The 22,917-nt window shown below is 65.5% G+C and carries 23 protein-coding genes; 16 read left to right on the forward strand and 7 right to left on the reverse strand.

Going from position 1 to position 22,917, the window contains the following annotated elements:
- Positions 1-52: 52 nt before the first annotated feature.
- The 5 genes from ABMA59_RS18060 (at position 53) to ABMA59_RS18080 (ending at position 6,434) form a co-directional block, all read left to right on the forward strand.
- The gene (locus tag ABMA59_RS18060) at positions 53-2,158 is read left to right on the forward strand and encodes a pseudouridine synthase (protein WP_349006768.1); all 2,106 of its coding nucleotides are present in this window, start codon (positions 53-55) and stop codon (positions 2,156-2,158) included.
- A gap of 6 nt (positions 2,159-2,164) precedes the next feature.
- Positions 2,165-2,719: a 16S rRNA (guanine(966)-N(2))-methyltransferase RsmD gene (rsmD, locus tag ABMA59_RS18065; RefSeq protein ID WP_349006769.1), complete on the forward strand. Its 555-nt coding sequence runs from the start codon at positions 2,165-2,167 to the stop codon at positions 2,717-2,719.
- Positions 2,720-2,839: 120 nt separating this feature from the next.
- A complete protein-coding gene (locus ABMA59_RS18070) occupies positions 2,840-4,219 on the forward strand; it encodes a M16 family metallopeptidase (protein WP_349006770.1) in 1,380 nt (459 codons plus the stop codon).
- A 29-nt stretch (positions 4,220-4,248) separates the two neighbouring features.
- Positions 4,249-5,592 carry a M16 family metallopeptidase gene (locus tag ABMA59_RS18075; protein ID WP_349006771.1) on the forward strand — a complete coding sequence of 448 codons (1,344 nt, stop codon included), beginning with the start codon at positions 4,249-4,251 and terminating at the stop codon, positions 5,590-5,592.
- The gene (locus ABMA59_RS18080; RefSeq protein WP_349006772.1) at positions 5,592-6,434 is read left to right on the forward strand and encodes a patatin-like phospholipase family protein; all 843 of its coding nucleotides are present in this window, start codon (positions 5,592-5,594) and stop codon (positions 6,432-6,434) included. Before ABMA59_RS18075 ends, ABMA59_RS18080 begins: the two co-directional genes overlap by 1 nt.
- Here the strand turns inward: ABMA59_RS18080 and ABMA59_RS18085 are convergent.
- On the reverse strand, positions 6,431-7,801 hold the full coding sequence (locus ABMA59_RS18085; protein ID WP_349006869.1) for an MATE family efflux transporter: 1,371 nt from the start codon (positions 7,799-7,801) through the stop codon (positions 6,431-6,433). The two genes, ABMA59_RS18080 and ABMA59_RS18085, sit on opposite strands and share 4 nt — an antisense overlap.
- 31 nt (positions 7,802-7,832) lie before the next feature.
- On the reverse strand, positions 7,833-8,249 hold the full coding sequence (locus ABMA59_RS18090; protein WP_349006773.1) for a VOC family protein: 417 nt from the start codon (positions 8,247-8,249) through the stop codon (positions 7,833-7,835).
- Between the two features lie 145 nt (positions 8,250-8,394).
- On the opposite strand from ABMA59_RS18090, the gene ABMA59_RS18095 reads away from it, so the two are divergent.
- The 6 genes from ABMA59_RS18095 to lpxK all read left to right on the forward strand — a co-directional run bounded on the left by ABMA59_RS18095 (position 8,395) and on the right by lpxK (position 14,011).
- Positions 8,395-9,738: a TldD/PmbA family protein gene (locus ABMA59_RS18095; RefSeq protein ID WP_349006774.1), complete on the forward strand. Its 1,344-nt coding sequence runs from the start codon at positions 8,395-8,397 to the stop codon at positions 9,736-9,738.
- On the forward strand, positions 9,725-10,549 hold the full coding sequence (locus ABMA59_RS18100) for a 3'(2'),5'-bisphosphate nucleotidase CysQ (protein ID WP_349006775.1): 825 nt from the start codon (positions 9,725-9,727) through the stop codon (positions 10,547-10,549). Before ABMA59_RS18095 ends, ABMA59_RS18100 begins: the two co-directional genes overlap by 14 nt.
- A gap of 86 nt (positions 10,550-10,635) precedes the next feature.
- Positions 10,636-10,890, forward strand: coding sequence for a DUF4170 domain-containing protein (locus tag ABMA59_RS18105; protein ID WP_349006776.1), 255 nt, complete (start codon positions 10,636-10,638; stop codon positions 10,888-10,890).
- Positions 10,890-11,675 carry a lysophospholipid acyltransferase family protein gene (locus tag ABMA59_RS18110; RefSeq protein WP_425475939.1) on the forward strand — a complete coding sequence of 262 codons (786 nt, stop codon included), beginning with the start codon at positions 10,890-10,892 and terminating at the stop codon, positions 11,673-11,675. Before ABMA59_RS18105 ends, ABMA59_RS18110 begins: the two co-directional genes overlap by 1 nt.
- On the forward strand, positions 11,672-12,988 hold the full coding sequence (gene waaA, locus ABMA59_RS18115) for a lipid IV(A) 3-deoxy-D-manno-octulosonic acid transferase (protein ID WP_349006777.1): 1,317 nt from the start codon (positions 11,672-11,674) through the stop codon (positions 12,986-12,988). The genes ABMA59_RS18110 and waaA overlap by 4 nt, the downstream gene beginning before the upstream one ends.
- Positions 12,989-14,011 (forward strand): tetraacyldisaccharide 4'-kinase, encoded by a 1,023-nt coding sequence (lpxK, locus tag ABMA59_RS18120; protein WP_349006778.1) that lies wholly within the window; start codon positions 12,989-12,991, stop codon positions 14,009-14,011.
- Here the strand turns inward: lpxK and ABMA59_RS18125 are convergent.
- Together ABMA59_RS18125 and mutL are read right to left on the reverse strand one after the other, a co-directional pair.
- The gene (locus tag ABMA59_RS18125) at positions 14,004-14,243 is read right to left on the reverse strand and encodes a DUF2093 domain-containing protein (RefSeq protein WP_349006779.1); all 240 of its coding nucleotides are present in this window, start codon (positions 14,241-14,243) and stop codon (positions 14,004-14,006) included. The two genes, lpxK and ABMA59_RS18125, sit on opposite strands and share 8 nt — an antisense overlap.
- Positions 14,244-14,337: 94 nt before the next feature.
- Entirely contained in the window at positions 14,338-16,164 is a 1,827-nt protein-coding gene (gene mutL, locus ABMA59_RS18130) for a DNA mismatch repair endonuclease MutL (RefSeq protein ID WP_349006780.1), read from the reverse strand.
- 189 nt (positions 16,165-16,353) lie between these two features.
- On the opposite strand from mutL, the gene ABMA59_RS18135 reads away from it, so the two are divergent.
- The 3 genes from ABMA59_RS18135 (at position 16,354) to ABMA59_RS18145 (ending at position 18,080) form a co-directional block, all read left to right on the forward strand.
- On the forward strand, positions 16,354-16,815 hold the full coding sequence (locus ABMA59_RS18135) for a YqhG/Tai3 family protein (protein ID WP_349006781.1): 462 nt from the start codon (positions 16,354-16,356) through the stop codon (positions 16,813-16,815).
- A 13-nt stretch (positions 16,816-16,828) separates the two neighbouring features.
- Positions 16,829-17,275, forward strand: coding sequence for a hypothetical protein (locus ABMA59_RS18140; protein WP_349006782.1), 447 nt, complete (start codon positions 16,829-16,831; stop codon positions 17,273-17,275).
- Positions 17,276-17,402: 127 nt separating this feature from the next.
- On the forward strand, positions 17,403-18,080 hold the full coding sequence (locus tag ABMA59_RS18145) for a superoxide dismutase (RefSeq protein ID WP_349006783.1): 678 nt from the start codon (positions 17,403-17,405) through the stop codon (positions 18,078-18,080).
- Positions 18,081-18,110: 30 nt separating this feature from the next.
- On the opposite strand, the gene queF is transcribed toward ABMA59_RS18145, so the two are convergent.
- Positions 18,111-18,572 (reverse strand): preQ(1) synthase, encoded by a 462-nt coding sequence (gene queF / locus ABMA59_RS18150; protein WP_349006784.1) that lies wholly within the window; start codon positions 18,570-18,572, stop codon positions 18,111-18,113.
- Positions 18,573-18,722: 150 nt separating this feature from the next.
- Positions 18,723-19,379, reverse strand: coding sequence for a DUF2270 domain-containing protein (locus tag ABMA59_RS18155; protein ID WP_349006785.1), 657 nt, complete (start codon positions 19,377-19,379; stop codon positions 18,723-18,725).
- A 256-nt stretch (positions 19,380-19,635) separates the two neighbouring features.
- On the opposite strand from ABMA59_RS18155, the gene ABMA59_RS18160 reads away from it, so the two are divergent.
- Complete coding sequence (locus tag ABMA59_RS18160) at positions 19,636-20,838, forward strand: acyl-CoA dehydrogenase (RefSeq protein WP_349006786.1); 1,203 nt, start codon at positions 19,636-19,638, stop codon at positions 20,836-20,838.
- Between the two features lie 115 nt (positions 20,839-20,953).
- On the opposite strand, the gene ABMA59_RS18165 is transcribed toward ABMA59_RS18160, so the two are convergent.
- On the reverse strand, positions 20,954-21,316 hold the full coding sequence (locus ABMA59_RS18165; RefSeq protein WP_349006787.1) for an SPW repeat protein: 363 nt from the start codon (positions 21,314-21,316) through the stop codon (positions 20,954-20,956).
- A 297-nt stretch (positions 21,317-21,613) separates the two neighbouring features.
- Here ABMA59_RS18165 and ABMA59_RS18170 point away from each other — a divergent pair, with 297 nt between their 5' ends.
- Positions 21,614-22,804, forward strand: a complete 1,191-nt coding sequence (locus tag ABMA59_RS18170; RefSeq protein WP_349006788.1) for a glycine C-acetyltransferase — start codon at positions 21,614-21,616, stop codon at positions 22,802-22,804.
- Positions 22,805-22,917 lie beyond the last annotated feature (113 nt).

Genomic DNA, 22,917 nt, shown 5'->3' on the forward strand with positions numbered 1-22,917 from the left:
CTCGCGCGTCCGGAACGTTACTGCTACACCCCGCCGGGAAAGGCAAAGGTCCATGGACGACGAACCGAAAAAACCATCTGGCAAAGGTGCGCGCGCTCCCGGCGACCGCGGAGGCGGCGGCCGGGCAGGCAGCGGCGGACCGGGCGCGAAGGGTGCCAAACCGGGCTTTGGCCCGAAGGGCAAGCCGGGTTTCGGGGCGAAAGGCGGCAAGCCGGGTTTTGGCAAGCCTGCCTTTGGCGAGAAGAAGGGATTTGCCGGCAAGGGCGGAAAACCGTTCCGTGACGGCGACAAGCCTGCATCCCGGCGCGGCCATGGCGACGCGGCGACGGGCGAACGGCCCGCGCGCGCTGAGCGGCCAGCTTATCGCCCGCGCGAGGCTGGCGAGGTTCCTTCCGGCGAACGCGCCGCCAAGCCCTATCGTCCGCGTGCCGAAGGCAAGAGTTTCACACCCCGAGAAGACAGGCCCTTCAGGTCTGGGGAAGACAAGCCGTTTAGACCGAGGGGCGACAAGCCGTTCAGGCGGCGTGACGACGACAGCCCGCGTCCCGGGCGCACCGAGCGCGCGGCTTTGCGCGAGGGCGGTGACAGTGCGCGCTCGGAGCGGCCATTCCGCTCCGACGCGGGAGACCGGCCTTTCACCAAGCGCCGCCCGGAAGCGCTTGGCGAAGGGGAGCGCTCGGTCCGCAGGTTCGGGCGCGACGACCACGCCCGCGAGCAAGGCGACCGTCCGCGCCGTTTCGACAGGCCGGACGACGGCTCGCGGCCGCCGAGAAAGCCGTTCGAAAAGCGCGAAGGCACTTCGGCCCGATCCTCGGGTGATCGCAAAACCTTTTCACGGGCGCCGATCTCCGCCGAGGAAGGTGGAGAGCGCATCGCCAAGCGGCTGGCGCGCGTCGGCATCGCCTCGCGCCGCGACGCCGAGGAGCTGATCGCCGCCGGAAGGGTCCGGGTCAACGGCAAGGTGCTGGCCAGCCCGGCCGTCAACGTGACGATCGACGATAAGATCGAGCTGGATGGCCAGCCCTTGCCGCCGATCGAGCGCACGCGCCTGTTCCTGTTTCACAAACCCGCGGGTGTGGTCACCACCAGCCGCGACCCGGAAGGGCGGCGCACCGTGTTCGACGTGCTGCCGGACGATCTGCCGCGCCTGATCACCGTCGGACGGCTCGACATCAACACCGAAGGCCTGCTGCTGCTCACCAACGATGGCGGGCTGGCGCGCACGCTGGAACTACCGGCGACCGGCTGGCTGCGGCGCTACCGGGCGCGCGTGCATGGCAAGGTCGAGGAAAGTGCGCTGGCGGCGCTGAAGGACGGCATCGCGGTCGACGGCGTGTTCTACGGTTCGATCGAGGCATCGCTCGACCGCGAACAGGGCACCAATGCCTGGCTGACGATCGGCCTGCGCGAAGGCAAGAACCGTGAGGTCAAGAACATCCTGGGCGCCCTCGGTCTCGACGTGACGCGGCTGATCCGCATCTCGTTCGGTCCGTTCCAGCTCGGCGAGCTGCCGGAAGGGCATGTCCAGGAATTGAAGGGCCGGCTGCTGCGCGACCAGCTCGGCGATCGCCTGATCGAGGAATCGGGAGCGAATTTCGAGGCCGATATCGTAAAGCCGTTCTCCAACCGGCCGGTGCGCGGAAGCGAGGCCCCGGCGGAGGAGGCAGCCAGGCCGAAGATCGTACGCGACGGCATGCCGGGCCGGATCGGTGAGGGCGGGCTGATCAAGGCGCGCAAACGGCGCGAGAACAGCCGCGACGACGCACTTGGCAAGCTTTCGACCAAGCCGGATCGCGGCGGTTTTGGCGCGAAATCGGATCGTGGGCCGCCCGGTGCGAAGTTCGATCGCGGCGAGAAGCCGGGGTTCGGCGACCGGCCGCCGCGCGGCAAGAAGTTCGGCGAGCGTGAGCAGCGGCCGATCGAGCCGCCGGGTCAGCGCAAGGCCAATGTCTGGATGGCGCCCGGGTCCAAGCCGCAGGGTGCCGGGCGGATTGCCGCGGAGAAGGCTGCCGCGGAAGCCAAGAAGAGCCGCAAGGCGGGCTATGGCAAGCCGGGCGGCGCAAGACCGTTCGGCAAGCCGCGCGGCGAGGGCAGGGGCGGCGATGGCGGTCCGGGCGAGCGCCCGACACGTCCGCGCAAGCCGCGCACGGACGAGTAGCCACGCATGCGGATCGTCGGTGGAGCTTTTCGCGGCCGGCCGCTGGCCACCCCGCGTTCGCAGGATATCCGCCCGACCACCGACCGGACCCGCGAGGCGGTCTTCAACGTCATCGCACATCGTTTCGGCGACCGGCTGGCTGGCGCCCGCGTACTCGACCTGTTCGCCGGCACCGGCGCGCTCGGGCTGGAGGCGATGTCGCGCGGTGCGGCCTTCGGCATGTTCATCGAGGAATCGGCCGAGGGCAGGGGGCTGATCCGCACCAATATCGAAGCCTTCGGACTGACGGGGCGCACGAAAATCTTCCGGCGCGACGCGACCAGGCTTGGCGAAGCCGGCACCGTCCAGCCGTTCGGACTGCTCTTCGCCGATCCGCCCTACGGAAAGGGCCTCGGCGAACAGGCGCTGGCATCGGCGCTCGCCGGCGGATGGCTTACGCCCCGAGCGCTTTGCGTGGTCGAGGAGACTTCGTCGGCAGCGTTCGGGTCCGTCGACGGATTTGTCTCGCTCGACGAGCGATCTTACAGCGACACGGTGATCCGGTTCCTTGAAGTTGCGTGAGGCTGGCGGCTCAAGTCGCCTGAATTCGGCCTTGCTCCCCGGCAACATGACGAACAATTCACTTTCCGCGCGCAGCCGGCGACCCATATAAGGCGGCACCAAAGCAGCTCAGGAGCCTTCATGAGTCTCGAAGACCGTCCGGTCCGCCGCTTCATCGCCGGCCTTTTCCTGTCCGTCGCCATAGCTCTTCCGTCCGGCTCCGCCCTCGCCGATGCGCAGGGCAAGCGCGAGCCGGTCGAAAATTTCCTGCTCGACAACGGCATGGAAGTGGTGGTGATCCCGGACCATCGCGCGCCGATCGTCACCCACATGGTCTGGTACAAGGTCGGCAGCGCCGACGAGCCGCCCGGAAAATCCGGCATTGCGCATTTCTTCGAGCACCTGATGTTCAAGGGCACGACGAACCACAAGCCGGGCGAGTTCGACGCGGCGGTGGCCTCGATCGGCGGAAGCGAGAACGCTTTCACCTCCTACGACTACACCGCATATCACGAGACAGTGCCGCCGGATGCGCTGGGCACGATGATGGCGCTGGAAGCCGACCGTATGCGCAACCTCATCCTCACCGACGCGGTGATCGGGCCGGAGCGCGATGTGGTGCTGGAGGAACGCCGGTCGCGCATCGAAGGCGATCCGGAATCGCTGCTATCGGAAGAGGTGCAGGCGACGCTGTACCAGAACCATCCCTATCGCGTGCCGATCATCGGCTGGATGCACGAGATGGAGAAGCTGAACCGCACGGACGCGGTGGCTTTCTACAATCAGTATTACACGCCGAACAACGCCGTGCTGGTGGTCGCCGGCGACGTCGAGGCGGATCAGGTCCGCAAATTGGCGGAGGAGACCTACGGCAAGGTGGCGCGAGGCCCCGACCTGCCGCCGCGCAACCGTCCGACCGAACCGGAGCAGAACACCAGCCGCACGGTGACGATGACCGATCCGCGCGTCAGCATCCCGAGCTTTGCAAGATACTGGCTGGCGCCGTCCTACCGCACCGCCGAGCCGGGAGAGGCGGAAGCGCTCGACCTGCTGTCCGAGATTCTGGGCGGCGGCACGCGCAGCCGGCTCTACCAGCAGCTCGTGGTGAAGAGCGACACCGCTGCCGGAACCGGCGCATACTATGACGGCACCGCGCTCGATGAAACCAGCTTCGTGGTCTATGGCTCGCCGCGCGATGCCGAAGGGCTCGCCAAGCTTGAGACGGCGGTCAACGCCGAGGTGGCCCGTATCCGGAAAGATGGTGTCACGGACGACGAGCTGCAGAAGGCCAAGAACCGGCTGGTCCGCAGCATGATCTTCGCGCAGGACAGCCCGTCCAGCATGGCGAACATGTATGGATCGGCGCTGACCACCGGCAGCACCGTCAAGGATGTGCAGGCGTGGCCGGACAAGATCAAGACCGTCACGGCGGCGCAGGTTCAGGCGGCGGCGGTCAAATACCTCAATCCCCATCAGTCGGTCAGCGCCTATCTGCTGCCGTCGCAGGACACTTCGAATTGACGGGGGCGGGCATGAATTCCGGAGTTCTTATGCGAAATCGGCTAACGGCCCATGCCGCTGCCTTGCTTTCGCTGTTCGGCGTCCTGCTGCTACTCGTGAACTTCCCGGCGCAAGCCGCTGTGAAGATTCAGGAAGTCAAGTCGGACAGCGGTGTTACCGCCTGGCTGGTCGAGGATTATTCCGTGCCCATCATCTCGCTGCGCTTCTCGGTCGAAGGCGGTGAATCCCAGGACCCTGTCGGCAAGGAAGGCATGGCGAACCTGATCACCGGCCTCTTCGACGAGGGAGCCGGCGATCTCGACAGCGATGCTTTCCAGACACGCCTGGACGATGCCGGCGCGGAGATGAGCTTTCGCGCCAGCCGCGACAACATCTACGGTTCCATGCGCATGCTGGCCGATCAGAAGGACGAGGCGCTCGACCTGATGCGGCTGGCGATCACCGCGCCGCGCTTCGACCAGGCGCCGATCGACCGCATCCGCGGCCAGATGATCGCCAACATCCAGTCGCAGGCCAAGGACCCGCAGACCGAGGCGTCTCGCCGCTGGCTGAAAGCGCTCTATGGCGATCACCCCTACTCCCGCCCGGACGACGGCACGGAAGAGACGCTGAAGACAATCACCGCCGATGACCTGCGCGCGTTCCACAAGGCGCTGTTCGCCCGCGAGCAACTGCATGTCGCGGTGGTCGGCGCGATCGACGCCGAGACGCTGAAGCGCGACCTGGACAAGCTGTTCGGCAGCCTGCCGGAGAAGCCCAACTTGACGCCGGTGGCCGACGTGACGCCGAAGCTGGACCAGGTGGTGCGCTACGAATACGCGCTGCCGCAGACGACCCTGCATCTCGCCTATCCCGGCGTCGCCCGCAAGGATCCGGACTTCTTCGCCGCCGTGGTGATGAACCACATCCTCGGCGGCGGCTCGTTCACCTCGCGGCTGTTTCGCGAAGTGCGCGAGAAACGCGGCCTAACCTATGGAATCGATTCGTCGATCGTCGACTACGAACACTCCAACGCGCTCACCATCGGCACCTCCACCCGCGCCGGAAAGGGCATCGAGACGCTGGGCATCATTCGTGACGTGGTGAAGCAGATGGCCGATGAGGGGCCGACCGAGGCGGAACTGGCGGCGGCCAAGAAGTACCTGATCGGCGCTTACGCCATCAACAATTTGGATTCGTCGAGTTCGATCGCATCCACCCTGGTCGAATTGCAGATCGACGGCCTTGGCGTGGATTATTTCGAGCGGCGCGAGGATTACCTCAACGGCGTGACGCTGGAGCAGACGAAAGCAGTGGCAAAAAGACTGCTCGAGGCCGAGCCGGCGGTGCTTATCCTCGGGCCGGCCGAAGAGAGGGCGGAGGAAGGCAACTGATGAGCCCGACATTCGCCGTCGCGTTTGGCGGAGGCGGAGCGAGGGGCCTCGCGCACATCCATGTCATCGAGGCTCTCGACGAACTGGGCATCCGGCCGGTGGCCATATCGGGGTCTTCCATCGGCGCGATCATGGGCGCCGGCATGGCGGCCGGCATGTCCGGCCGCGACATCCATCACTATGCCGGATCCATCCTCGGTCGCCGCGCCGAGGTAGCCAGCCGTATGTGGCGGGCGAGGCCCGGCACCTTCGCCGAAGCCTTGCAGGGCGGTATCCGGGTCAGCCAGTTCAACATCGAGCGCATCCTCAAGGCCTTCCTGCCGGACGCCATTCCCGATCGTTTTGAGGAACTGAAAATCCCGCTGAAGGTCACCGCGACGGATTTCTACGGCCACAAGCTCGCGGTCTTCGAGGAAGGCGAACTGTTTTCGGCGCTCGGCGCCTCCGCGGCCATCCCGGCGGTGTTCAGGCCGGTGCGGCGCGACGGCGTGCTGCTGATTGACGGCGGCATCTACAATCCCGTGCCGTTCGACCTCGTAACCGGGCTGGCGGACATCGTCATTGCCATCGATGTCGTCGGCGCGCCCGAGGAGAACGAGCGGCAGCGGCCGAACTCGATCGACCTGATGTTCGGCGCGACGCAGTTGATGATGCAGTCCATCATCGCCGGCAAGCTGGAGCATACCCAGCCCGACATACTGCTGCGGCCGCCGGTGTCGCGTTTTCGCGTGCTCGATTTCATGAAGGTCGAAGCGCTGATGTTCGAGACCGCCAGCATCAAGGACGAACTGAAGCGTGCGGTGGAAAAGGCCGTCGCGGATCGCGAGGCTGCGCTGGCCTAACCTGCCGGTTCCTGGCTTGGCGCCGATGCGGCGATCTTTGCCAGGACCCGGAAGCAGACGACCACCGACGCGATGCCGAACACGACGGCGCCGAGGCCCCAGCCCGCCACCACGCCATGCGCGCCATAAAAGGACGCGCCGACCCAGACGAAGGGGATGATGCCCAGCGTCGAGCGGCCCCAGTTGAAAAAAGTCGAATAGGTCGGGTAGCCGAGATTGTTGAAGGCGGCACTGGCGACGAACAGCGCGCCGTTGAACAGGAAGCTGCCGGCGGCGATGTGGCAGAAGAAGACGATCAGCTCTCGCGCAAGGCCTTGCGCCTGGAAGACACCGGCGATCGGATCGGCAAAGATGGCGAGCAGCGCCCACATGACGGCGACGTAGATCACTGTCACGAGCAGACTGTCGCGCATCGTCGTGACCAGCCTGTGGTATTTTCGGGCACCGAAATTCTGTCCGAGGATCGGCCCGACCGCACCCGACAGCGCGAAGATGACGCCGAAGGCAACCGGCAGGATACGGCCGATGATCGCCCAGCCGGCGACGGCCTGGTCTCCGAACGCCGCCATCTCGACGGTGACGAAAGTGTTGCCGACCGGCGTCGCGATCTGGGTGAGCACGGCTGGAAAGCCGATCGAGAAGAACGGCCGCGAGGCTTCCATGAGCCGCGTCCAGTCCGGCAGGCGGACGAGGCGGTGGACATAATGCGAGCCGTGGATGCCGATCGCCAGCATGACGAAGCGGACGAGGACGGTCGAGATCGCGGCGCCGTCGAGGCCGAGGTCGAGGCCGAAGATGAAGATCGGGTCCAGGATCGCGGCAGCCAGCCCGCTGCCCAGCGTGACATACATGGCCCGCCGCGCATCGCCGCAGCCGCGCAGGATACCGGTGGTGCACATGCCGAGCGCCAGGATCGGCGTGGACGGAAAGACGATCTGAAGGAAGCGGGTCGACAGTTCCAGCGTCGGGCCTCGCGCGCCCATGAGCGAAACCAGGTGGCCGAGGAAAGGCCAGACGGCCAGCATCAGCAGCGTCGTGGTTGCGGCCATGAACACCAGCGACGCGCCGCCCATGCGCGCCGCTTCCTCGCGGTCGCCGCGGCCGAGGCAGCGCGACACAACGGCGCTGCAGGCGATGGTGAAGCCTATGCCGACGGAGATGGTGAAGAACAGCAGCGTCGAGGCGAAGCCTATAGCCGCCGCCAGTTCCTGCACCCCGAGCAGCGAGATGTAGAAGAGGTTTAGCGCGTCGACGACGAAGATCGAGATCAGGCCGACGGAACCGGTCGCGGTCATGACGATGACATGGCGCAGCGTCGAGCCGGTGGTGAATTTGGCGACCGGCGTGGGTTTCGGCGAGCCATCCATGGCCGTCACGTCTGTTTCCGCGGCCGGATATTCAGTGTGCGAACACCTGTTCGAGCGAGGCGAAGCCCTTGAACTCAAGCGCATTGCCTGAGGGATCGCGGATGAACAGCGTCGCTTGTTCTCCCGGCTCGCCAACGAAGCGGATCATCGGCCGCTCCAGCCAGTCGATGCCGGGCTGGGCCTCCAGACGCTCGGCGAGCTTCTTCCAGTCGTCCATGACCAGCACCGCACCGAAATGCGGGATAGGCACGAGTTTTCCATCGACCTTGCCTTCGGCAGCTGCGGCGGCAAGCGTCGGCCGCAGATGCGCGGACATCTGGTGGCCGAACAGGTCGAAATCCACCCAGGTATCGGACGAACGGCCAATCGCGCAGCCGAGGATGTCGCCGTAGAAGGCGCGTGTCTCGTCGAGGTCACGGACCGGAAAGGCGAGATGGAAAGGCGTCATGGCGTAACTCCCGATGCTGCCGGAACCGCGCCCGACTTCATAAGACCTGGACCGCCAGGGGGCGGCGCGCTGCCGCAAGCCATTGCACAAGCCGGGACGGAACAATAGATGGTGCAGCGTAAAACACCGAAAGCCGGATCCTCGCATGGACGTCACACTTGAAGCCGCCAGCCTGATAGACCGCGTCTCGGCCCTCGTTGACGCCGCGAAGGCCGCCGGCGCGGATGCGGCCGACGCTGTCGCGGTGCGCGATCGCTCGACCAGTGTTTCGGTGCGGCTCGGCAAGGTCGAGTCGACGGAAGCGTCCGAGGGCGACGACGTGTCGCTGCGGGTTTTCGTCGGGCAGCGCGTGGCGAGTGTCTCCGCAACCGCCTCGTCCGATCCGAAGGTGCTCGCCGAACGCGCGGTGGCGATGGCGAAAGTGTCGCCGGAAGACCCGTATCAGGGGTTGGCCGACGCCGCGCTGCTGGCGAAGGCGGTGCGCGACCTCGACCTCTACGACGCCACGGCCGTTTCCGCAGACCAGCTCAAGGAAGATGCGCTGGAGGCCGAGGAAGCGGCATTGGCGGTGCCTGGCGTGACCAATTCTAGCGGCAGCGGCGCCAGCGCCGGGCTGGGCGGCATGGTGCTCGCGACCTCTCATGGCTTCCTCGGCCAGTATGTCGGCTCGCGCTTCTCGCGCTCGGCGAGCGTCATTGCCGGCGAAGGCACGGGCATGGAGCGGGACTACGACTACTCCTCGCGCCTGCATTTCTCCGACCTCGATTCGCCTGAGGCGATCGGCAAGAGCGCCGGCGAACGTGCGGTGCGCCGCCTCAATCCGCGCAAGGCGCAGACCGGCGAGGTGACCGTGATCTTCGATCCGCGCGTGGCGCGCGGCATCGCCGGGCATCTGGCTGGCGCGATCAACGGCGCGTCGGTGGCGCGCAAGACCAGTTTTTTGCGCGACATGATGGGCAAGCAGGTGGCGTCGGCGGCGATCACCGTCATCGACGAACCGGCGCGCCGGCGTGGCCAGGCCTCGCGGCCCTTCGACGGCGAGGGCGTGGATGGGCAGACGCTGACCATGGTCGACAAGGGCGTGCTGAACCATTGGTTCCTCTCAACGTCCGCCGCCCGCGAACTCGGATTGACCACCAACGGTCGCGGCTCGCGCGGTGGTTCGTCTGTTTCGCCAAGCTCGACCAACCTGTCGATCGAGCCGGGCGAGCAATCGCCGGAGGCTCTGATCGCGTCGTTGAGATCCGGTTTCTATGTGACCGAGGTTTTCGGCCAGGGCGTCAACATGATCACTGGCGAGTATAGCCGCGGCGCTTCCGGCTTCTGGATCGAGAACGGCGCGCTGACCTATCCGGTCTCCGAAGTGACCATCGCGTCGAACCTCAAGGACATGTTCCTGCGCATGGTTCCGGCTACCGACCTTGACCGCAATTACGGCACCGCCGCGCCGACGCTGCTCATCGAAGGCATGACCCTTGCCGGAAGCTGAGACACGCGAGGCTCCTTGGGACCTGCAGGCCGACCTCGACCTGCTGCGTGACGCGGCGGCCGAGGGCGGCCACATTGCCATGCGCTATTTCCGGCAGAAGCCGGAGGTCTGGATGAAGGCCGGCAGTTCGCCGGTCAGCGAGGCCGACTACGCCGTCGACCGCTATCTGCGCGAGACCCTGCTGGCGGCGCGGCCGGACTACGGCTGGCTGTCGGAGGAGACCGCCGATTCGGCGGCAAGGCTGGACGCGCGGCGAACATTCGTGGTCGATCCGATCGACGGCACCCGCGCCTTTCTCGAGGGCCAGGATATCTGGTGCGTGAGCGTGGCCGTCGTTGAAAACGGTCTGTCGGTGGCGGGGGTCCTCGATTGCCCGGCGCGCCGTCAGGTCTATTGGGCTCTGCCGGGGCGTGGCGCCTGGCGCAATGGCGTGAAGCTGAAGGTGCGTCTGCCTGGTGGACGGCCGGAGATCGGAGGCCCCAAGGCGCTGATCGACGCGATGCCTGAGCGTTGGCGGGACAGGCTGGAGCGCCGCGCCTATATCCCTTCGCTGGCCTATCGTCTCGCCATGATCGCCGACGGCAGCCTGGACGCCACCTTTGTCAAGCCGAACGCCCATGACTGGGACCTCGCAGCCGCCGACCTGATCCTGCGCGAGGCGGGCGGAACGCTGTTGAACGACAGGCAGGAGCAGCCGCCTTACGCGGGCAAAATCGTCAGCCACGGCGCACTCGCAGCCGGCAGCGGCGAGTTGCTCGGCGTCATGGCCGACGTCATCGCGTCGCAGGCCAGGCCGGCTTCCGGTGCGTAGCCTGCTGCTGGACCTGGTATCAGTTTAAAATCCGGACGAATTGCTCTAGACAATGCGCATTCTCGCACACGACTCAGGATCATCGCATGGCTGAAGAAGGCGGCAAGAAACAGCTTTTGCACCTCGTCTTTGGGGGCGAGCTGAAATCGCTCAAATCCACGGACTTCCGCGATCTCGACAGCCTCGACATCGTCGGCGTCTTCCCCGATTACGCCTCGGCCCTCGCCGCCTGGAAAAGCAAGGCGCAAGCCAGCGTCGACAACGCCCATATGCGCTATTACGTCGTCCACCTGCATCGCCTGCTCGACCCGGAGAGCGCCGCTTCGGGTGGCCAGGCCTGATGAGCGATGCACAGCTTGCGCCGCTGGCGGCTAACGCGGTGAAGAAAAAGCGTCGCCGTGCCGGGGGCATGAAAGGCTTCTGGCAAAGGATTCGGAAGCCGCTGGCGCAGTCGGATCTCGTCAAGTCGACGCTGGCCACGATTCTGGCTGGCGGTCTTCGTTTCGTGCGCGCGACGAACCGTTATGCGGAGGGTTCGAGCGACGTCGCGCAATCCTATGCGAAGGTGACGCCTTCGATCCTGGCGATCTGGCACGGCCAGCACCTGCTGGCGCCGGTGCTCTATCCCGGCGGCGAGCCGCTGGCGGCGATGGTGTCGCGCAGTGCCGATGCCGAACTCAATGCCCTGGTGGTCGAGAAATTCGGATTCGAGGCGGTGCGTGGTTCCGGCGGGCGCGGCAAGAGCAAACGCGACAAGGGTGGGGCGCAGGCGCTCATTGCCCTGAAAAAGGCGCTCGATGCCGGTAGCAATGTCTGCATGATCGCTGATATTCCGCATGGAACGCCGCGTGAGGCCGGCATGGGCATTGTAACCTTGGCGCGGCTTTCGGGCAGGGCGGTCGTGCCGGTTGCCATGACCACCAGCCGCCGCAAGGTTCTGGAGAAGACCTGGGACAAGACCACCATCAACCTGCCCTTCGGCCGCTGCGCGATGATCGTCGGCGAGCCGATCATGGTGCCCGCCGACGCCGACGACGCCGAGATGGAGCGCAAGCGCCAGGAGATCACCGCCGGCCTGAACGAAGCGACGGAACGGGTCTACCGCATCGTCGACCGCCAGGCATGAGCGAACGCTGGGCAAGAGCGACGCTGAGGGCGTACCGCCTGGCGGGGGCCGCAGTCTATCCGGTGATCGGCACCTATGTCGCCTGGCGCACCACCCGTGGCAAGGAGGACCGCGCCCGGCGGCGCGAGCGCTACGGCCATGCCAGCAAGCCGCGTCCGCCCGGGCCGATCATCTGGGTGCATGCGGCAAGCGTCGGCGAGACCAACGCCGTGGTGCCGCTGGTGCAGCGCATTCTGGCCTATGGCGTCAACGTCGTGCTGACCACCGGCACGGTCACCTCGGCGCAGGTCGCCGAGGAGGTCTTTGGCGCCACCGTCATCCATCAATACGTACCGCTCGACCTGAAACCGGCCGTCGACCGTTTTCTGGACCATTGGGAGCCGGACCTCGCCATCATCGCCGAATCCGAAATATGGCCGATGACCATCCTCGAACTCGGCGACCGACGGGTGCCGCAGGTTCTGGTCAATGGAAGACTGTCCGACCGGTCGTTCCGTTCCTGGAAGAAACGGCCGCATGTCGCCGAAGCGCTGTTCGAGAACCTGGCGCACGTCGTCGCCCAGTCGGAAGTGGACGGCGAGCGCTTCCAGGCGCTGGGCGCCCGTCCGGTCACCGTCTCGGGGAACCTCAAGGTCGACGTGACGCCGCCGGCTGCCGACGAGAAGGCGCTTGTCGAGTCGCTGCGGCAAATCGGCAAGCGGCCGACCTGGGCGGCGGTATCGACGCATGACGGCGAGGAGAAATTTGCCGCCGAGGTGCATCAGGCGCTGAGCGCCCGCCATCCCGGTCTGCTGACCATCATTGTGCCGCGCCATCCCGATCGTGCGTCCAACCTGTTCTCCGAGTTTTCGGCAATGGGTTTGAAGACGGTGCGGCGCACCAGCGGCGAGCCCATAGCGCCCGACACCGACATCTTGCTCGGCGACACGATCGGCGAGATGGGACTGTATCTCAGGCTCACCGAGATCGCCTTCGTCGGCCGCTCGCTGACCTCGGAGGGCGGGCAGAACCCGCTGGAACCGGCCATGCTGGAGACGGCGGTGCTGGCTGGCCGCAACGTCCAGAACTTCCGCGATGCCTATCAGCGGCTGATCGACAGCGGTGGCGCGCGGCTCGTGCGCGACAAGGACATGCTGGCCGGTGCCGTCAACTACCTGCTGACCAATGAGGAGGCGCGGCGGGAGATGATCTCCGCCGGTGCCACCGCCGTCGACGAGATGCGCGGCGCGCTGGAGCGGACGCTGAAGGCACTGGATCCGTTCATCCATCCGCTGGTGGTGAAGTCGCGGCTGGAAAAGCCGAACGGGGCCTAGATGGCCCTGGAGGCCCCCCGGTTCTGGTGGCGGCCGGCGGGCTGGTGCGCCGCAATGCTCACCCCTGTTTCGGCGGTCTATGGCCGGGTGGCGCGCCGCCGGCTTGTGAATGCGCCACGCGAACCGGTCGACCCGCCGGTGCTGTGCGTCGGCAATTTCACGGTCGGCGGTTCGGGAAAGACGCCGGTGGCGATTGCCTTGGCACGGCAGGCGATGGCGATGGGCCGAAAGCCCGGCTTCCTGTCACGAGGCCATGGCGGCAGTTCGTCCTCGCCTGGGATCGTCGACGTCGGACGAAATGATGCGCGTGCGGTGGGCGACGAACCGCTGCTGCTGGCCGCGCACGCGCCGGTCGCGGTATCGCCGGACCGGGCGGCGGCGGCGCGGCTGCTCGCCGCGCAAGGCTGCGATTTCCTCATCATGGACGACGGTTTCCAGAGCGCCCGCATCCTGATCGACCATGCGCTGCTGGTCGTCGACGCGCGCTATGGCATAGGCAACGGGAAGGTCCTTCCCGCCGGGCCTTTGCGGGCGGAGGCCAGAGACCAGTTGCGCTATGCCGACGCGGTGCTGCGCATGGGAGAGGGCAGGGAGGCCGACCCCGTGCTGGACATGGCGTCCGACGCCGGCAAGCCGGTGTTCGCCGCCACCTTGCGGCCGCGCGGGCCGGCGCGTTTCGCGGGGCGGCAGTCGCTCGCCTTCGCCGGCATCGGCCATCCGGACAAGTTTTTCGAGACGTTGCGCCAGGCCGGCGCGGAGGTCGTGGTTGCGAGACCGTTCCCGGACCATCATTTCTATGCGGAGGCTGAGCTGCGGGATTTGGCTGCGACGGCCCGCGCGCAAAGCCTCACACTGGTGACGACCGCCAAGGACGCGGCGCGATTGAGCGGCGGCAAGGTGCCGGCCGACATCCTTGGCATGATCGAGGTTCTGGAGATCGATGCCGTGTTCGAGGGCGATCGAACGGCGGAGCGGATCGTCAGGGATACGCTGGCGGCCTGGAAGGAGCGCGGCCCTATCTGACGCCCCGCCGGCGCAGCGACGGGTCGGCCTCGACCTCGCGCCTGAGAGACGCGGTGGCGTCGATATAAGGCTCCTGCCGCGCGACGCTCCAGTACTTGAGTTCGTCCAGCGCGATGCGCTCGCCGGTGACGGCACAGCGCACGAAAGATCCAGGGCTGGTGACCTGGAAATCTCCATCGAGGTAGCGGATCCCGGCTTCCCTTGCGCCCGGACCCTCGAAGCGGTTCATCATCTTTTGCTCTGACCGGAGGGCTTGACCCGCATCCGCCACAAAACGGGCCGGAAATCAAGCGCGGCACGCCGCCGACTTTGGACCGGAGCGGTGTTCACCGCCGCCCGAACAGCTTTTCGATGTCGGTGAGTTTGAGTTCGATATAGGTCGGACGCCCATGGTTGCAGGTGCCGGACCCTGGCGTGGATTCCATCTGGCGCAGCAGGGCGTTCATTTCGTCCGGCAGCAGCCGGCGGCCGGAGCGAACCGAGCCGTGGCAGGCCATGGTGGCGGCTATGGCGTCGAGCCGCTGTTTCAGCGTCTCGACCGTGTCGTTGTCGGCGATCTCGTCGGCGAGGTCGCGCACGAGCTGCTCGACATTGGCTTCCCCGAGCATGGCCGGCGTCTCGCGCACCGCCACCGCACCCGGGCCGAAGCGCTCGATGCCAAGGCCGAAGCGGTGCAACGTGTCGGCATGCAGCGCCAGCCGCTCGGCATCGTCCTCCGGCAGGTCGACGATCGCCGGCAGCAGCAGTAACTGCGCCGGCATCGGGCGGCTGGCGAGCGCATTTTTCAGCGCCTCGTAGACAAGGCGCTCATGCGCGGCGTGCTGGTCGACGATCACCAGCGAATCGCCGGTTTGGGCGACGATATAGTTCTCATGCACCTGCGCCCGCGCCGCGCCGAGCCTGAGACCAACGGTTTCGGTGGCGACTGGTGCGGCACTTGCCCGTGCGTCGGCGCTTTCGAGAGGGCCGGTGTCGAACGCGGCCTGCGCCGTTTCGCCGAAACCCTTGTCCAGTGGTCGATGGAAGGAATGCGGGGCGTCGAAGCTGCCTGCGGCGGTTCGGAAATTGGGGTTGTAGCTGCGGTGCCCGGCGGTCGGGCCGGGATGGCCGTAGCTGGTTGGTCCGGAACGGAACGCGCCCATCATCGCAGAGGCGCCGGTCGAGGCCGGGCGGATGCCAGCGCCGGCCAACGCCTCGCGGATCGCCCCGACGATCAGCCCGCGCACCAGGCCGGGATCGCGGAAACGGACGTCGGCCTTGGCCGGATGGACGTTGACATCGACCAGCGCCGGATCGAGCGTCACGAACAGCGCCGCCACCGCGTGCCGGTCGCGCGCCAGCGTGTCGGCGAAGGCGCCGCGGATGGCGCTGGCGATCAGCCGGTCGCGCACCGGCCTTCCGTTGACATAGACATATTGCTGCAGCGCATTGGCGCGCGAGAAGGACGGAATGGAGACGTGGCCTTCGAGCCGCACGCCTTCGCGGATCGCGTCGATGGCGATGGAGTTCTCAGGGAATTCCGCGCCCATGACCTGGGCGATGCGGCGCAACCGGTCGTCGGTAGCGGTAAAGTCGAGCGTTAAGCGGTCCGGGCCGGACAGTGTGAAGCGGACCGCCGGGAAGGCGATGGCGATGCGCCTAACGACATCGGCGACGGCCGAGGCCTCGGCGCGTTCGCCCTTCATGAATTTCAGCCGCGCCGGCGTGGCGAAGAACAGGTCGCGCACTTCCACCGCCGTGCCGCGATTGGCCCCGGCAGGGCGGACGGCGGAGACATGGCCGCCCTCGACCGAAATCTCGGCGGCCTCGCCCCTGTCGGTTCGTGAGCGGATCGTCAGTCGCGACACCGCGCCGATCGATGGCAGCGCCTCGCCGCGGAAACCCAACGTGCGGATGTCGTCTATGCCGTTGGCGAGCTTCGACGTGCAGTGGCGCGAGACTGCAAGTTCAAGCTCGTCCACTGCGATGCCGGCGCCGTCGTCGCTAACCCTGATCAGAGACAGGCCGCCGCCGGCGGTCGCAATCTCGACGCGCGTCGCCCCGGCATCGACGGCGTTCTCGACCAGTTCCTTGACGACGCTCGCCGGCCGTTCGATCACCTCGCCGGCGGCGATCTGATTGATCATTGTTTCGGACAAATGGCGGATCGGCATACGGACATTGTACCCGGATTCGGGACTGGGCGAACAGGGTTTCGCTCGGTCGATCGCCGGCACGACGTTGAGGCTGCCGAAATTGGCGCAGCCGCGTGTTTGCCGTCATGGGTGCCGGGCATGTCCGAAAAACGCCGCGATGCAAGGCGTTGATGGCGCCGATCTTATCAGCCTCATGGAAGGTTGCGTATGTTCAGGATGGCTTTTGTCGGCCTCGGCCTCTCGCTGCTGACCGCCCCGGCGTTGGCCGGGCCGGCGGCGGATGCGGTAAGATATTTCTACTCGCCGGTAACATCGGAAAGCGACCCGCAGAACCGCGAGCGCTTCACCGATCCGGCCAAGAAAATCTTCGAGCAGAACGATGCCGCGGTCGAGGGCGGCGAGGAGATAGGCTGCATCGATTTCGCGCTCGCCGTCGATGCGCAGGATCTCGACGATGGCGAAGTGTCGCGGACCTTGCGGCTCGACGAGAAAGTTTCCGGCGGCGATGCCACCGTGACCGCGTATTTCAACCTCTTTCCGGGCGAGCCGGAGAGCAAGCGTGAGATCGTCTGGACGCTGAAGAAGGTGGGCGGAGACTGGAAGGTCGCCGATATCGAATCGCCGCAGAACCAGTGGAAGCTCAGCGAGTTCGACTGCGCCCCGCGATAATTCGAGACTTCGCATGATCGGCCGGGCGCCCGTCATCCTCCTTGCCGCCGCGCTGCTTGTCGCGGGTCCGGCGCTGGCCGAAACGCCGACAGAGGCCGTCATGGCTTTTTATGACCAGATCGGCCTGGAGCTCGATCCCGCCGCGCGGGAGCGTTTCGTCGATCCTGCCAGGAGCGTGCTCGACGGCAGCGACCGGCTCAGGAAGGCGGGCGAGGGCGACTGCCTCGATCCGCACATGCCACAGGACAATGTCGGGACGGACATCGATGAAATCCGCAAGACGCTGAAGTCGCTGGAGACGGTTAAGGACGACGAGGCGAAGGTGACGATCGCCTTCGTCGCGGCCGGCGCACCGCACAGGCTGCAATGGCAGCTCAGAAAGGTGGCCAACAGTTGGAAAGTGTCGGATATTCTGTCCGCCACCGGTGAATGGGCGCTGAGCCAGTATCATTGCGAATGAGGCCAGGAGCGGCCAGCCCGAGGATGGTCACGAAATCGCGAACGGAGCGAGGCGACCTTCGTCGGGAACCGATCCCGCGATAAGAGGTTGGGACGGCAAGCATACCAACGGAACGAGGAGACATTTCATGATCGTATCGCGCCGCACCACCCTTGCGCTCGCCGCCGGCGCGGCGCTCGCTGCCACCGCGCGCCCTTCGATCCTGCGCGCTGCGGGGCCCTTCACGCAGCCGCCGCTGCCCTATGGGCAGGACGCGCTGGCGCCGCAGATATCGGCGCGCACCGTCGGGCTGCACTATGGCAAACATCACAAGGGCTATTTCGACAAGCTGAACCAGTTGGCGCCCGGCACGCCTTATGCCGATATGGAATTGGAGCAGGTGGTGGTCGCCGCGAAGAAGGACGGCAACGACAAGGTATTCAACCAGGCGGCTCAGGCCTGGAACCATGTCTTTTACTGGGAGCAGTTCAAGGACGGCCCGGCGAAGCCCGCCGGCGCATTCGCCGAAGCGGTGGAGCGCGACTTCGGCGGAGACAAGGGCCTTTTCGAGGCGTTTGGCAAAGAGGCCGACAATGTGTTCGGCACCGGCTGGGTTTGGCTGGTGGCCGACGGCGGCAAGCTGGCGGTGAAACCTTATCAGGATGCCGGCAACCCCCTGCCGGACGGCTTGACGCCGCTGGTCGGCATCGACGTGTGGGAACATGCCTATTATCTCGACTACGAGAACCGCAAGGCCGAGCACATTGCCGCCGTCCTGTCGGAGCGGGTAAACTGGCAGGCGGCCGGGGAGAAGATGGCTGGATAGGGTCCTCGACCGCGCAAAACCGGCTTCCGATCAGCCACGGCCGCGATACGGCAAGACGCCGGTGTCGGGCAGCCAGACACCATCGGGCGGCGCGCCGGTCTGCCAGAAGATGTCGATTGGAATGCCGCCACGTGGATACCAGTAGCCCGCGATGCGAAGCCAGAGAGGTTTTGCCACCTCGACGAGGCGCCGTCCGATCATCACGGTGCATTCCTCATGGAAGGCGCCGTGGTTGCGGAACGAGGTCATGAAAAGCTTCAGCGACTTCGACTCGACCAGAAGGGCATCCGGCGCATAGTCGATGACGATGTGAGCGAAGTCGGGCTGGCCTGTGACGGGACAGAGCGATGTGAATTCGGGACAGGTGAAGCGCACGACCGCGGGCGGTCCATCGCCGCGCTGAAACGGCACGATCTCCAGGCTCGCTTCTTGCGGGGAGGCGGGGATAGACGCCTTGGCGCCGAGTAGGGTCAATCTATCGGTTTCGGTCATGGTAGGCTCCGTTTGGGCGGCATATAGCGGTTCGCCCAATGGACCGAAAGCCGATGCTCAGCGATCCGCTCCTCCATGCATGGAAGGACCTGACGTCGAATGCGATGTCGACTGGTCATAATCCGCGCAGATGGCTCTGCCGGCAGAGTGCTAGACATGCACGTCTCCGTCGTCCCGCACGGGCTCGGGCTGCAGGAAGGCCGTATGGACCAGCCAGGCGTAAAAGACCGCCACCGCCGCCACTACCAGCCAGCCGGGCAGGAAACCCAGGGCGGCGTTGTCGACCATCTCGCGCAGCGAGGCGACCACATTGCGGCTGGTTTCGACCTCCTGCAGGCGGGGTGTCGACAGTTTGAGCACCCAGGCGAGCAGGATCATCAGGAATATCCAGAAATAGTTGCGGCGCAGGCGGCGCGACATGGCGCTCTTCAGGCTTACCCTGAATTTCGGACTGCGCAGGCTGGAACCAAGCGTCTTTGCCCAATCGGGATCGGCCGGCTTCTCCGATAGGAACAGCGGGGAGAAATAGTCGCGTTCGACCAGTCGTACCCGGGCACGATAGACGTCGAAGAAGCGATAGCGGCGCGCCTCGATGATCAGGAAAAGCATCACCAGCAGCATGGTGAACAAGAGCACGCCATGATGCGACGAGGGCGAGGACAGCGACACCGACAACATCGCGCCGCCACCGGTGATCGCCCAATTGGTCGTACGGTCGATGCGATCGCGCCAGCCGGCCATGCGTGCGATCTCGGCGCGGTGATAGTGGGCGAGCGCGGTGATGTATTCCGAGGTGGTCGCGGGCATCGGTGGCGTTGAGAATGCCGAGGCGCTTGGCTCGGGTAGTGGCGGCTCGTTTACCCCATGGTTTCCTCCTCGGGTCGCCTTGGATTATGCGCTTCGTCCTCCGTGCGGCCAAACACAATCGATACGCAATGGACCGAGCCGGACGGTGTCAATACGGGCGTGCCGTCTTTTCGCCCTTGACGCCGGTCTTCAGAAAGGCTTCGACCGGCCGCACATTCCGCAGTAAAATCGGCGTCTAGAACGGAGCTGGAGCAACATGAACATCGAGACCAAGGCTTCCGCCGCATCCTTCGTCTGGAACGACCCTTTTCTTCTGGAGGATCAGCTTTCGGAGGACGAGCGCATGCTGCGTGACGCGGCGGCCGCCTTTGCCGCCGACAAGCTCGCGCCGCTTGTCGAGGCCGCTTATCTGGAGGAGAAGACCGATCCGACGATCTTCCGCGAGATGGGCGAGGCGGGCCTGCTCGGCATCACCATCCCGGAGGAATATGGCGGGCTCGGCGCCGGCTATGTCTCCTACGGCCTGGTCGCGCGGGAGGTGGAGCGCGTCGATTCCGGCTACCGCTCGATGATGTCGGTGCAGTCGTCTCTGGTCATGTATCCGATCCACGTCTACGGCACCGAGGAGCAGCGCAGGAAATACCTGCCGAAGCTGGCATCGGGCGAATGGATCGGCTGCTTCGGCCTGACCGAACCGGATGCCGGTTCCGACCCTGGGGGCATGAAGACCCGCGCCGAGAAGATCAATGGCGGCTACCGGATTTCCGGCGGAAAAATGTGGATTTCAAATTCGCCGATCGCCGACGTCTTTGTCGTCTGGGCGAAGTCGGCCGCGCATGGCAACCAGATCAAGGGGTTTGTGCTCGAAAAGGGCATGAAAGGTCTCTCCGCGCCGAAGATCGACGGAAAGCTCAGCCTGCGCGCCTCGATCACCGGCGAGGTGGTGATGGACAATGTCGAGGTCGGCGAGGATGCGCTGCTGCCCAACGTATCGGGGCTGAAAGGCCCGTTCGGCTGCCTGAACCGGGCGCGCTACGGCATTTCCTGGGGGGCGATGGGTGCGGCCGAAGATTGCTGGTTCCGGGCGCGCCAATATGGCCTCGACCGTAAGCAGTTCGGAAAGCCGCTGGCCGGCATGCAGCTTTACCAGAAGAAACTGGCCGACATGCAGACCGAGATCGCTCTGGGACTCCAGGGCAGCTTGCGTGTCGGAAGGTTGATGGACGAGGGCAAGATGGCGCCCGAGATGATCTCGATCGTCAAGCGCAACAATTGCGGCAAGGCCCTCGACATCGCCCGCCAGGCCCGCGACATGCATGGCGGCAACGGCATCCAGATCGGCTACCACGTCATGCGCCACGCGCAGAACCTGGAGACCGTCAACACCTACGAGGGCGCGCACGACGTGCACGCGCTGATCCTGGGCCGGGCACAGACCGGGCTGCAGGCGTTTTTCTGACCGGGACCTTTACGCGAGGTTCCGCGCAAGGGTTTCGGCAAGGACATTGGCCCGCCATCTGCATGGCGGGCCAATTCATTTCGACTTTGACCCGGCGCTTGACGGCCTGGTCCGCTCACGCATGTGCGTGCGGACCATGCCGGACGTCCCAGACCGCCCACGCCGACGCAGCGGCGATGAGGACGCCCATGATCACATGGGTCCACATCGCGTGTGCATTTGCGGCGAAACCGAGCAGCCACGGCGAGACGACCAGCCAAAGGCCGAGCACGAAGTTCACCCATTCCTCCCACTCGGCAAAGGCCGAAATCGTGGCAAGCGCAAAGCCGGCAAGCACGACGCCCACGATCCAGGCGTTCCATGCCGGCCTGACCTCGGTCGCGAAGCCGACGAGCCAGGGGGAGACGAACAGGCAAACCGCGAGGACAAGATTGATCCAGTCTTGTCCTTTCCTGCCTTCCATCAGCGAATAAGCCATGACAACCTCCACGGATGAAGCTTGATCAAAGCGTTCACTTCGCGTGCACAGCACGCTTGGTAACGAGGTAATTTCGGTGAACGATCGTTCAAGGGCTGCGCTGCGGGCGCACGGAACAAATCGTCGTGAACCCTCCGGTTCGCGGGCTGAAGACGCTCCGACCGTGTCCATGAGCCCGCCGCGCCAAGCTTCGCGAATATGCGGAAGATATCACGGCTTGTTCCTGTCGATTTTGCGATAGACTCTCGACACCAGACGCGGCAACAACGTCTCTTCATTCAGATCGAAGCAAATCCGATGACGCAAGCTTTTCACGCTCACCTTTCCGCCGAACTCGAGGGTTTGAAATCCGCTGGGCTCTACAAGTCCGAACGGGTGATCACCTCGACCCAGTCGGCTGAGATCGAGGTGGCCGGCGGCGACAAGGTCTTGAACTTCTGCGCCAACAACTATCTCGGCCTCGCCGACAATCACGACCTGCGCGAAGCGGCGAAGACGGCGCTCGACCGCTACGGCTACGGCATGGCCTCGGTCCGCTTCATCTGCGGCACGCAGGAGGAGCACAAGCAGCTCGAGGCGACGATTTCGCGCTTCCTGGGCATGGAGGACACGATCCTCTACGGCTCATGCTTCGACGCGAACGGCGGTCTGTTCGAGACGCTGCTCAGCGAAGAGGACGCCATCATTTCCGATGCGCTGAACCACGCCTCGATCATCGACGGCGTGCGGCTCTCCAAGGCAAAACGGTTCCGCTATGCCAACAACGACATGTCGGCGTTGGAGGAGGAACTGAAGAAGGCCGAAGGCAGCCGCTTCAAGCTGATCGCCACCGACGGCGTGTTTTCCATGGACGGCATCATCGCCAACCTGAAGGGCGTCTGCGACCTCGCCGAAAAATATGGCGCGATGGTCATGGTCGACGACAGCCATGCCGTCGGTTTCGTCGGCAAGCATGGCCGCGGCTCGGCCGAGCATTGCGGCGTCGAGGGCAGGGTGGACATCATCACCGGCACGCTCGGCAAGGCGCTGGGCGGCGCCTCGGGCGGCTACACGTCAGCCAAGCGCGAGGTGGTCGACTGGCTGCGGCAGCGCTCGCGGCCCTATCTGTTTTCCAACACGCTGATGCCGGCGATTGCCGGCGCGTCGCTGAAAGTGTTCGACATTGTCCAGAAGGGCGACGACCTGCGTGCAAAACTTGCCGGCAATGCAGCGCGTTTCCGCGAGAAGATGACCAAGGCCGGCTTTACGCTTGCCGGCGCCGACCATCCGATCATCCCGGTGATGCTGGGCGATGCCGCCTTGGCGCAGGAAATGGCGGCAAGGATGCTGAAGCGTGGCATCTACGTCATCGGCTTTTCTTTCCCGGTCGTGCCGAAGGGCCAGGCGCGGATCAGGACGCAGATGTCCGCGGCGCATTCGAGCGTAGATATCGATCGTGCGGTGGAAGCGTTTGTGGCGGTGGGGAAAGAGTTGGGGATAGTTGGATGACAGGCGCGGGATATCCCTCTTCCTTGCGGGGAGGGTGGCTTGCGCAGCGAGCCGGGTGGGGTACGTGCGGCCGTGCACTACGCTTTCTTAAAATTGAGGTTGAGCGGGTGGAG

Origin of the sequence: Mesorhizobium yinganensis (genome assembly GCF_040081985.1) — a bacterium.
Lineage (GTDB): Bacteria > Pseudomonadota > Alphaproteobacteria > Rhizobiales > Rhizobiaceae > Kumtagia > Kumtagia yinganensis.

Bases quoted from the DNA above. Each gene is read 5' to 3' on its own strand.
- ABMA59_RS18090 (WP_349006773.1), bottom strand. From the start codon at position 8,249: ATGACGCCTTTCCATCTCGCCTTTCCGGTCCGTGACCTCGACGAGACA.
- waaA (WP_349006777.1), top strand. From the start codon at position 11,672: ATGAGCGAACGCTGGGCAAGAGCGACGCTGAGGGCGTACCGCCTGGCG.
- ABMA59_RS18170 (WP_349006788.1), top strand. From the start codon at position 21,614: ATGACGCAAGCTTTTCACGCTCACCTTTCCGCCGAACTCGAGGGTTTG.
- ABMA59_RS18125 (WP_349006779.1), bottom strand. From the start codon at position 14,243: ATGATGAACCGCTTCGAGGGTCCGGGCGCAAGGGAAGCCGGGATCCGC.
- ABMA59_RS18110 (WP_425475939.1), top strand. From the start codon at position 10,890: ATGAGCGATGCACAGCTTGCGCCGCTGGCGGCTAACGCGGTGAAGAAA.
- ABMA59_RS18080 (WP_349006772.1), top strand. From the start codon at position 5,592: ATGAGCCCGACATTCGCCGTCGCGTTTGGCGGAGGCGGAGCGAGGGGC.
- ABMA59_RS18160 (WP_349006786.1), top strand. From the start codon at position 19,636: ATGAACATCGAGACCAAGGCTTCCGCCGCATCCTTCGTCTGGAACGAC.
- lpxK (WP_349006778.1), top strand. From the start codon at position 12,989: ATGGCCCTGGAGGCCCCCCGGTTCTGGTGGCGGCCGGCGGGCTGGTGC.
- queF (WP_349006784.1), bottom strand. From the start codon at position 18,572: ATGACCGAAACCGATAGATTGACCCTACTCGGCGCCAAGGCGTCTATC.
- ABMA59_RS18105 (WP_349006776.1), top strand. From the start codon at position 10,636: ATGGCTGAAGAAGGCGGCAAGAAACAGCTTTTGCACCTCGTCTTTGGG.
- ABMA59_RS18140 (WP_349006782.1), top strand. From the start codon at position 16,829: ATGATCGGCCGGGCGCCCGTCATCCTCCTTGCCGCCGCGCTGCTTGTC.
- rsmD (WP_349006769.1), top strand. From the start codon at position 2,165: ATGCGGATCGTCGGTGGAGCTTTTCGCGGCCGGCCGCTGGCCACCCCG.
- ABMA59_RS18085 (WP_349006869.1), bottom strand. From the start codon at position 7,801: ATGGATGGCTCGCCGAAACCCACGCCGGTCGCCAAATTCACCACCGGC.
- ABMA59_RS18070 (WP_349006770.1), top strand. From the start codon at position 2,840: ATGAGTCTCGAAGACCGTCCGGTCCGCCGCTTCATCGCCGGCCTTTTC.
- mutL (WP_349006780.1), bottom strand. From the start codon at position 16,164: ATGCCGATCCGCCATTTGTCCGAAACAATGATCAATCAGATCGCCGCC.
- ABMA59_RS18095 (WP_349006774.1), top strand. From the start codon at position 8,395: ATGGACGTCACACTTGAAGCCGCCAGCCTGATAGACCGCGTCTCGGCC.
- ABMA59_RS18165 (WP_349006787.1), bottom strand. From the start codon at position 21,316: ATGGCTTATTCGCTGATGGAAGGCAGGAAAGGACAAGACTGGATCAAT.
- ABMA59_RS18135 (WP_349006781.1), top strand. From the start codon at position 16,354: ATGTTCAGGATGGCTTTTGTCGGCCTCGGCCTCTCGCTGCTGACCGCC.
- ABMA59_RS18155 (WP_349006785.1), bottom strand. From the start codon at position 19,379: ATGCCCGCGACCACCTCGGAATACATCACCGCGCTCGCCCACTATCAC.
- ABMA59_RS18145 (WP_349006783.1), top strand. From the start codon at position 17,403: ATGATCGTATCGCGCCGCACCACCCTTGCGCTCGCCGCCGGCGCGGCG.
- ABMA59_RS18075 (WP_349006771.1), top strand. From the start codon at position 4,249: ATGCGAAATCGGCTAACGGCCCATGCCGCTGCCTTGCTTTCGCTGTTC.
- ABMA59_RS18060 (WP_349006768.1), top strand. From the start codon at position 53: ATGGACGACGAACCGAAAAAACCATCTGGCAAAGGTGCGCGCGCTCCC.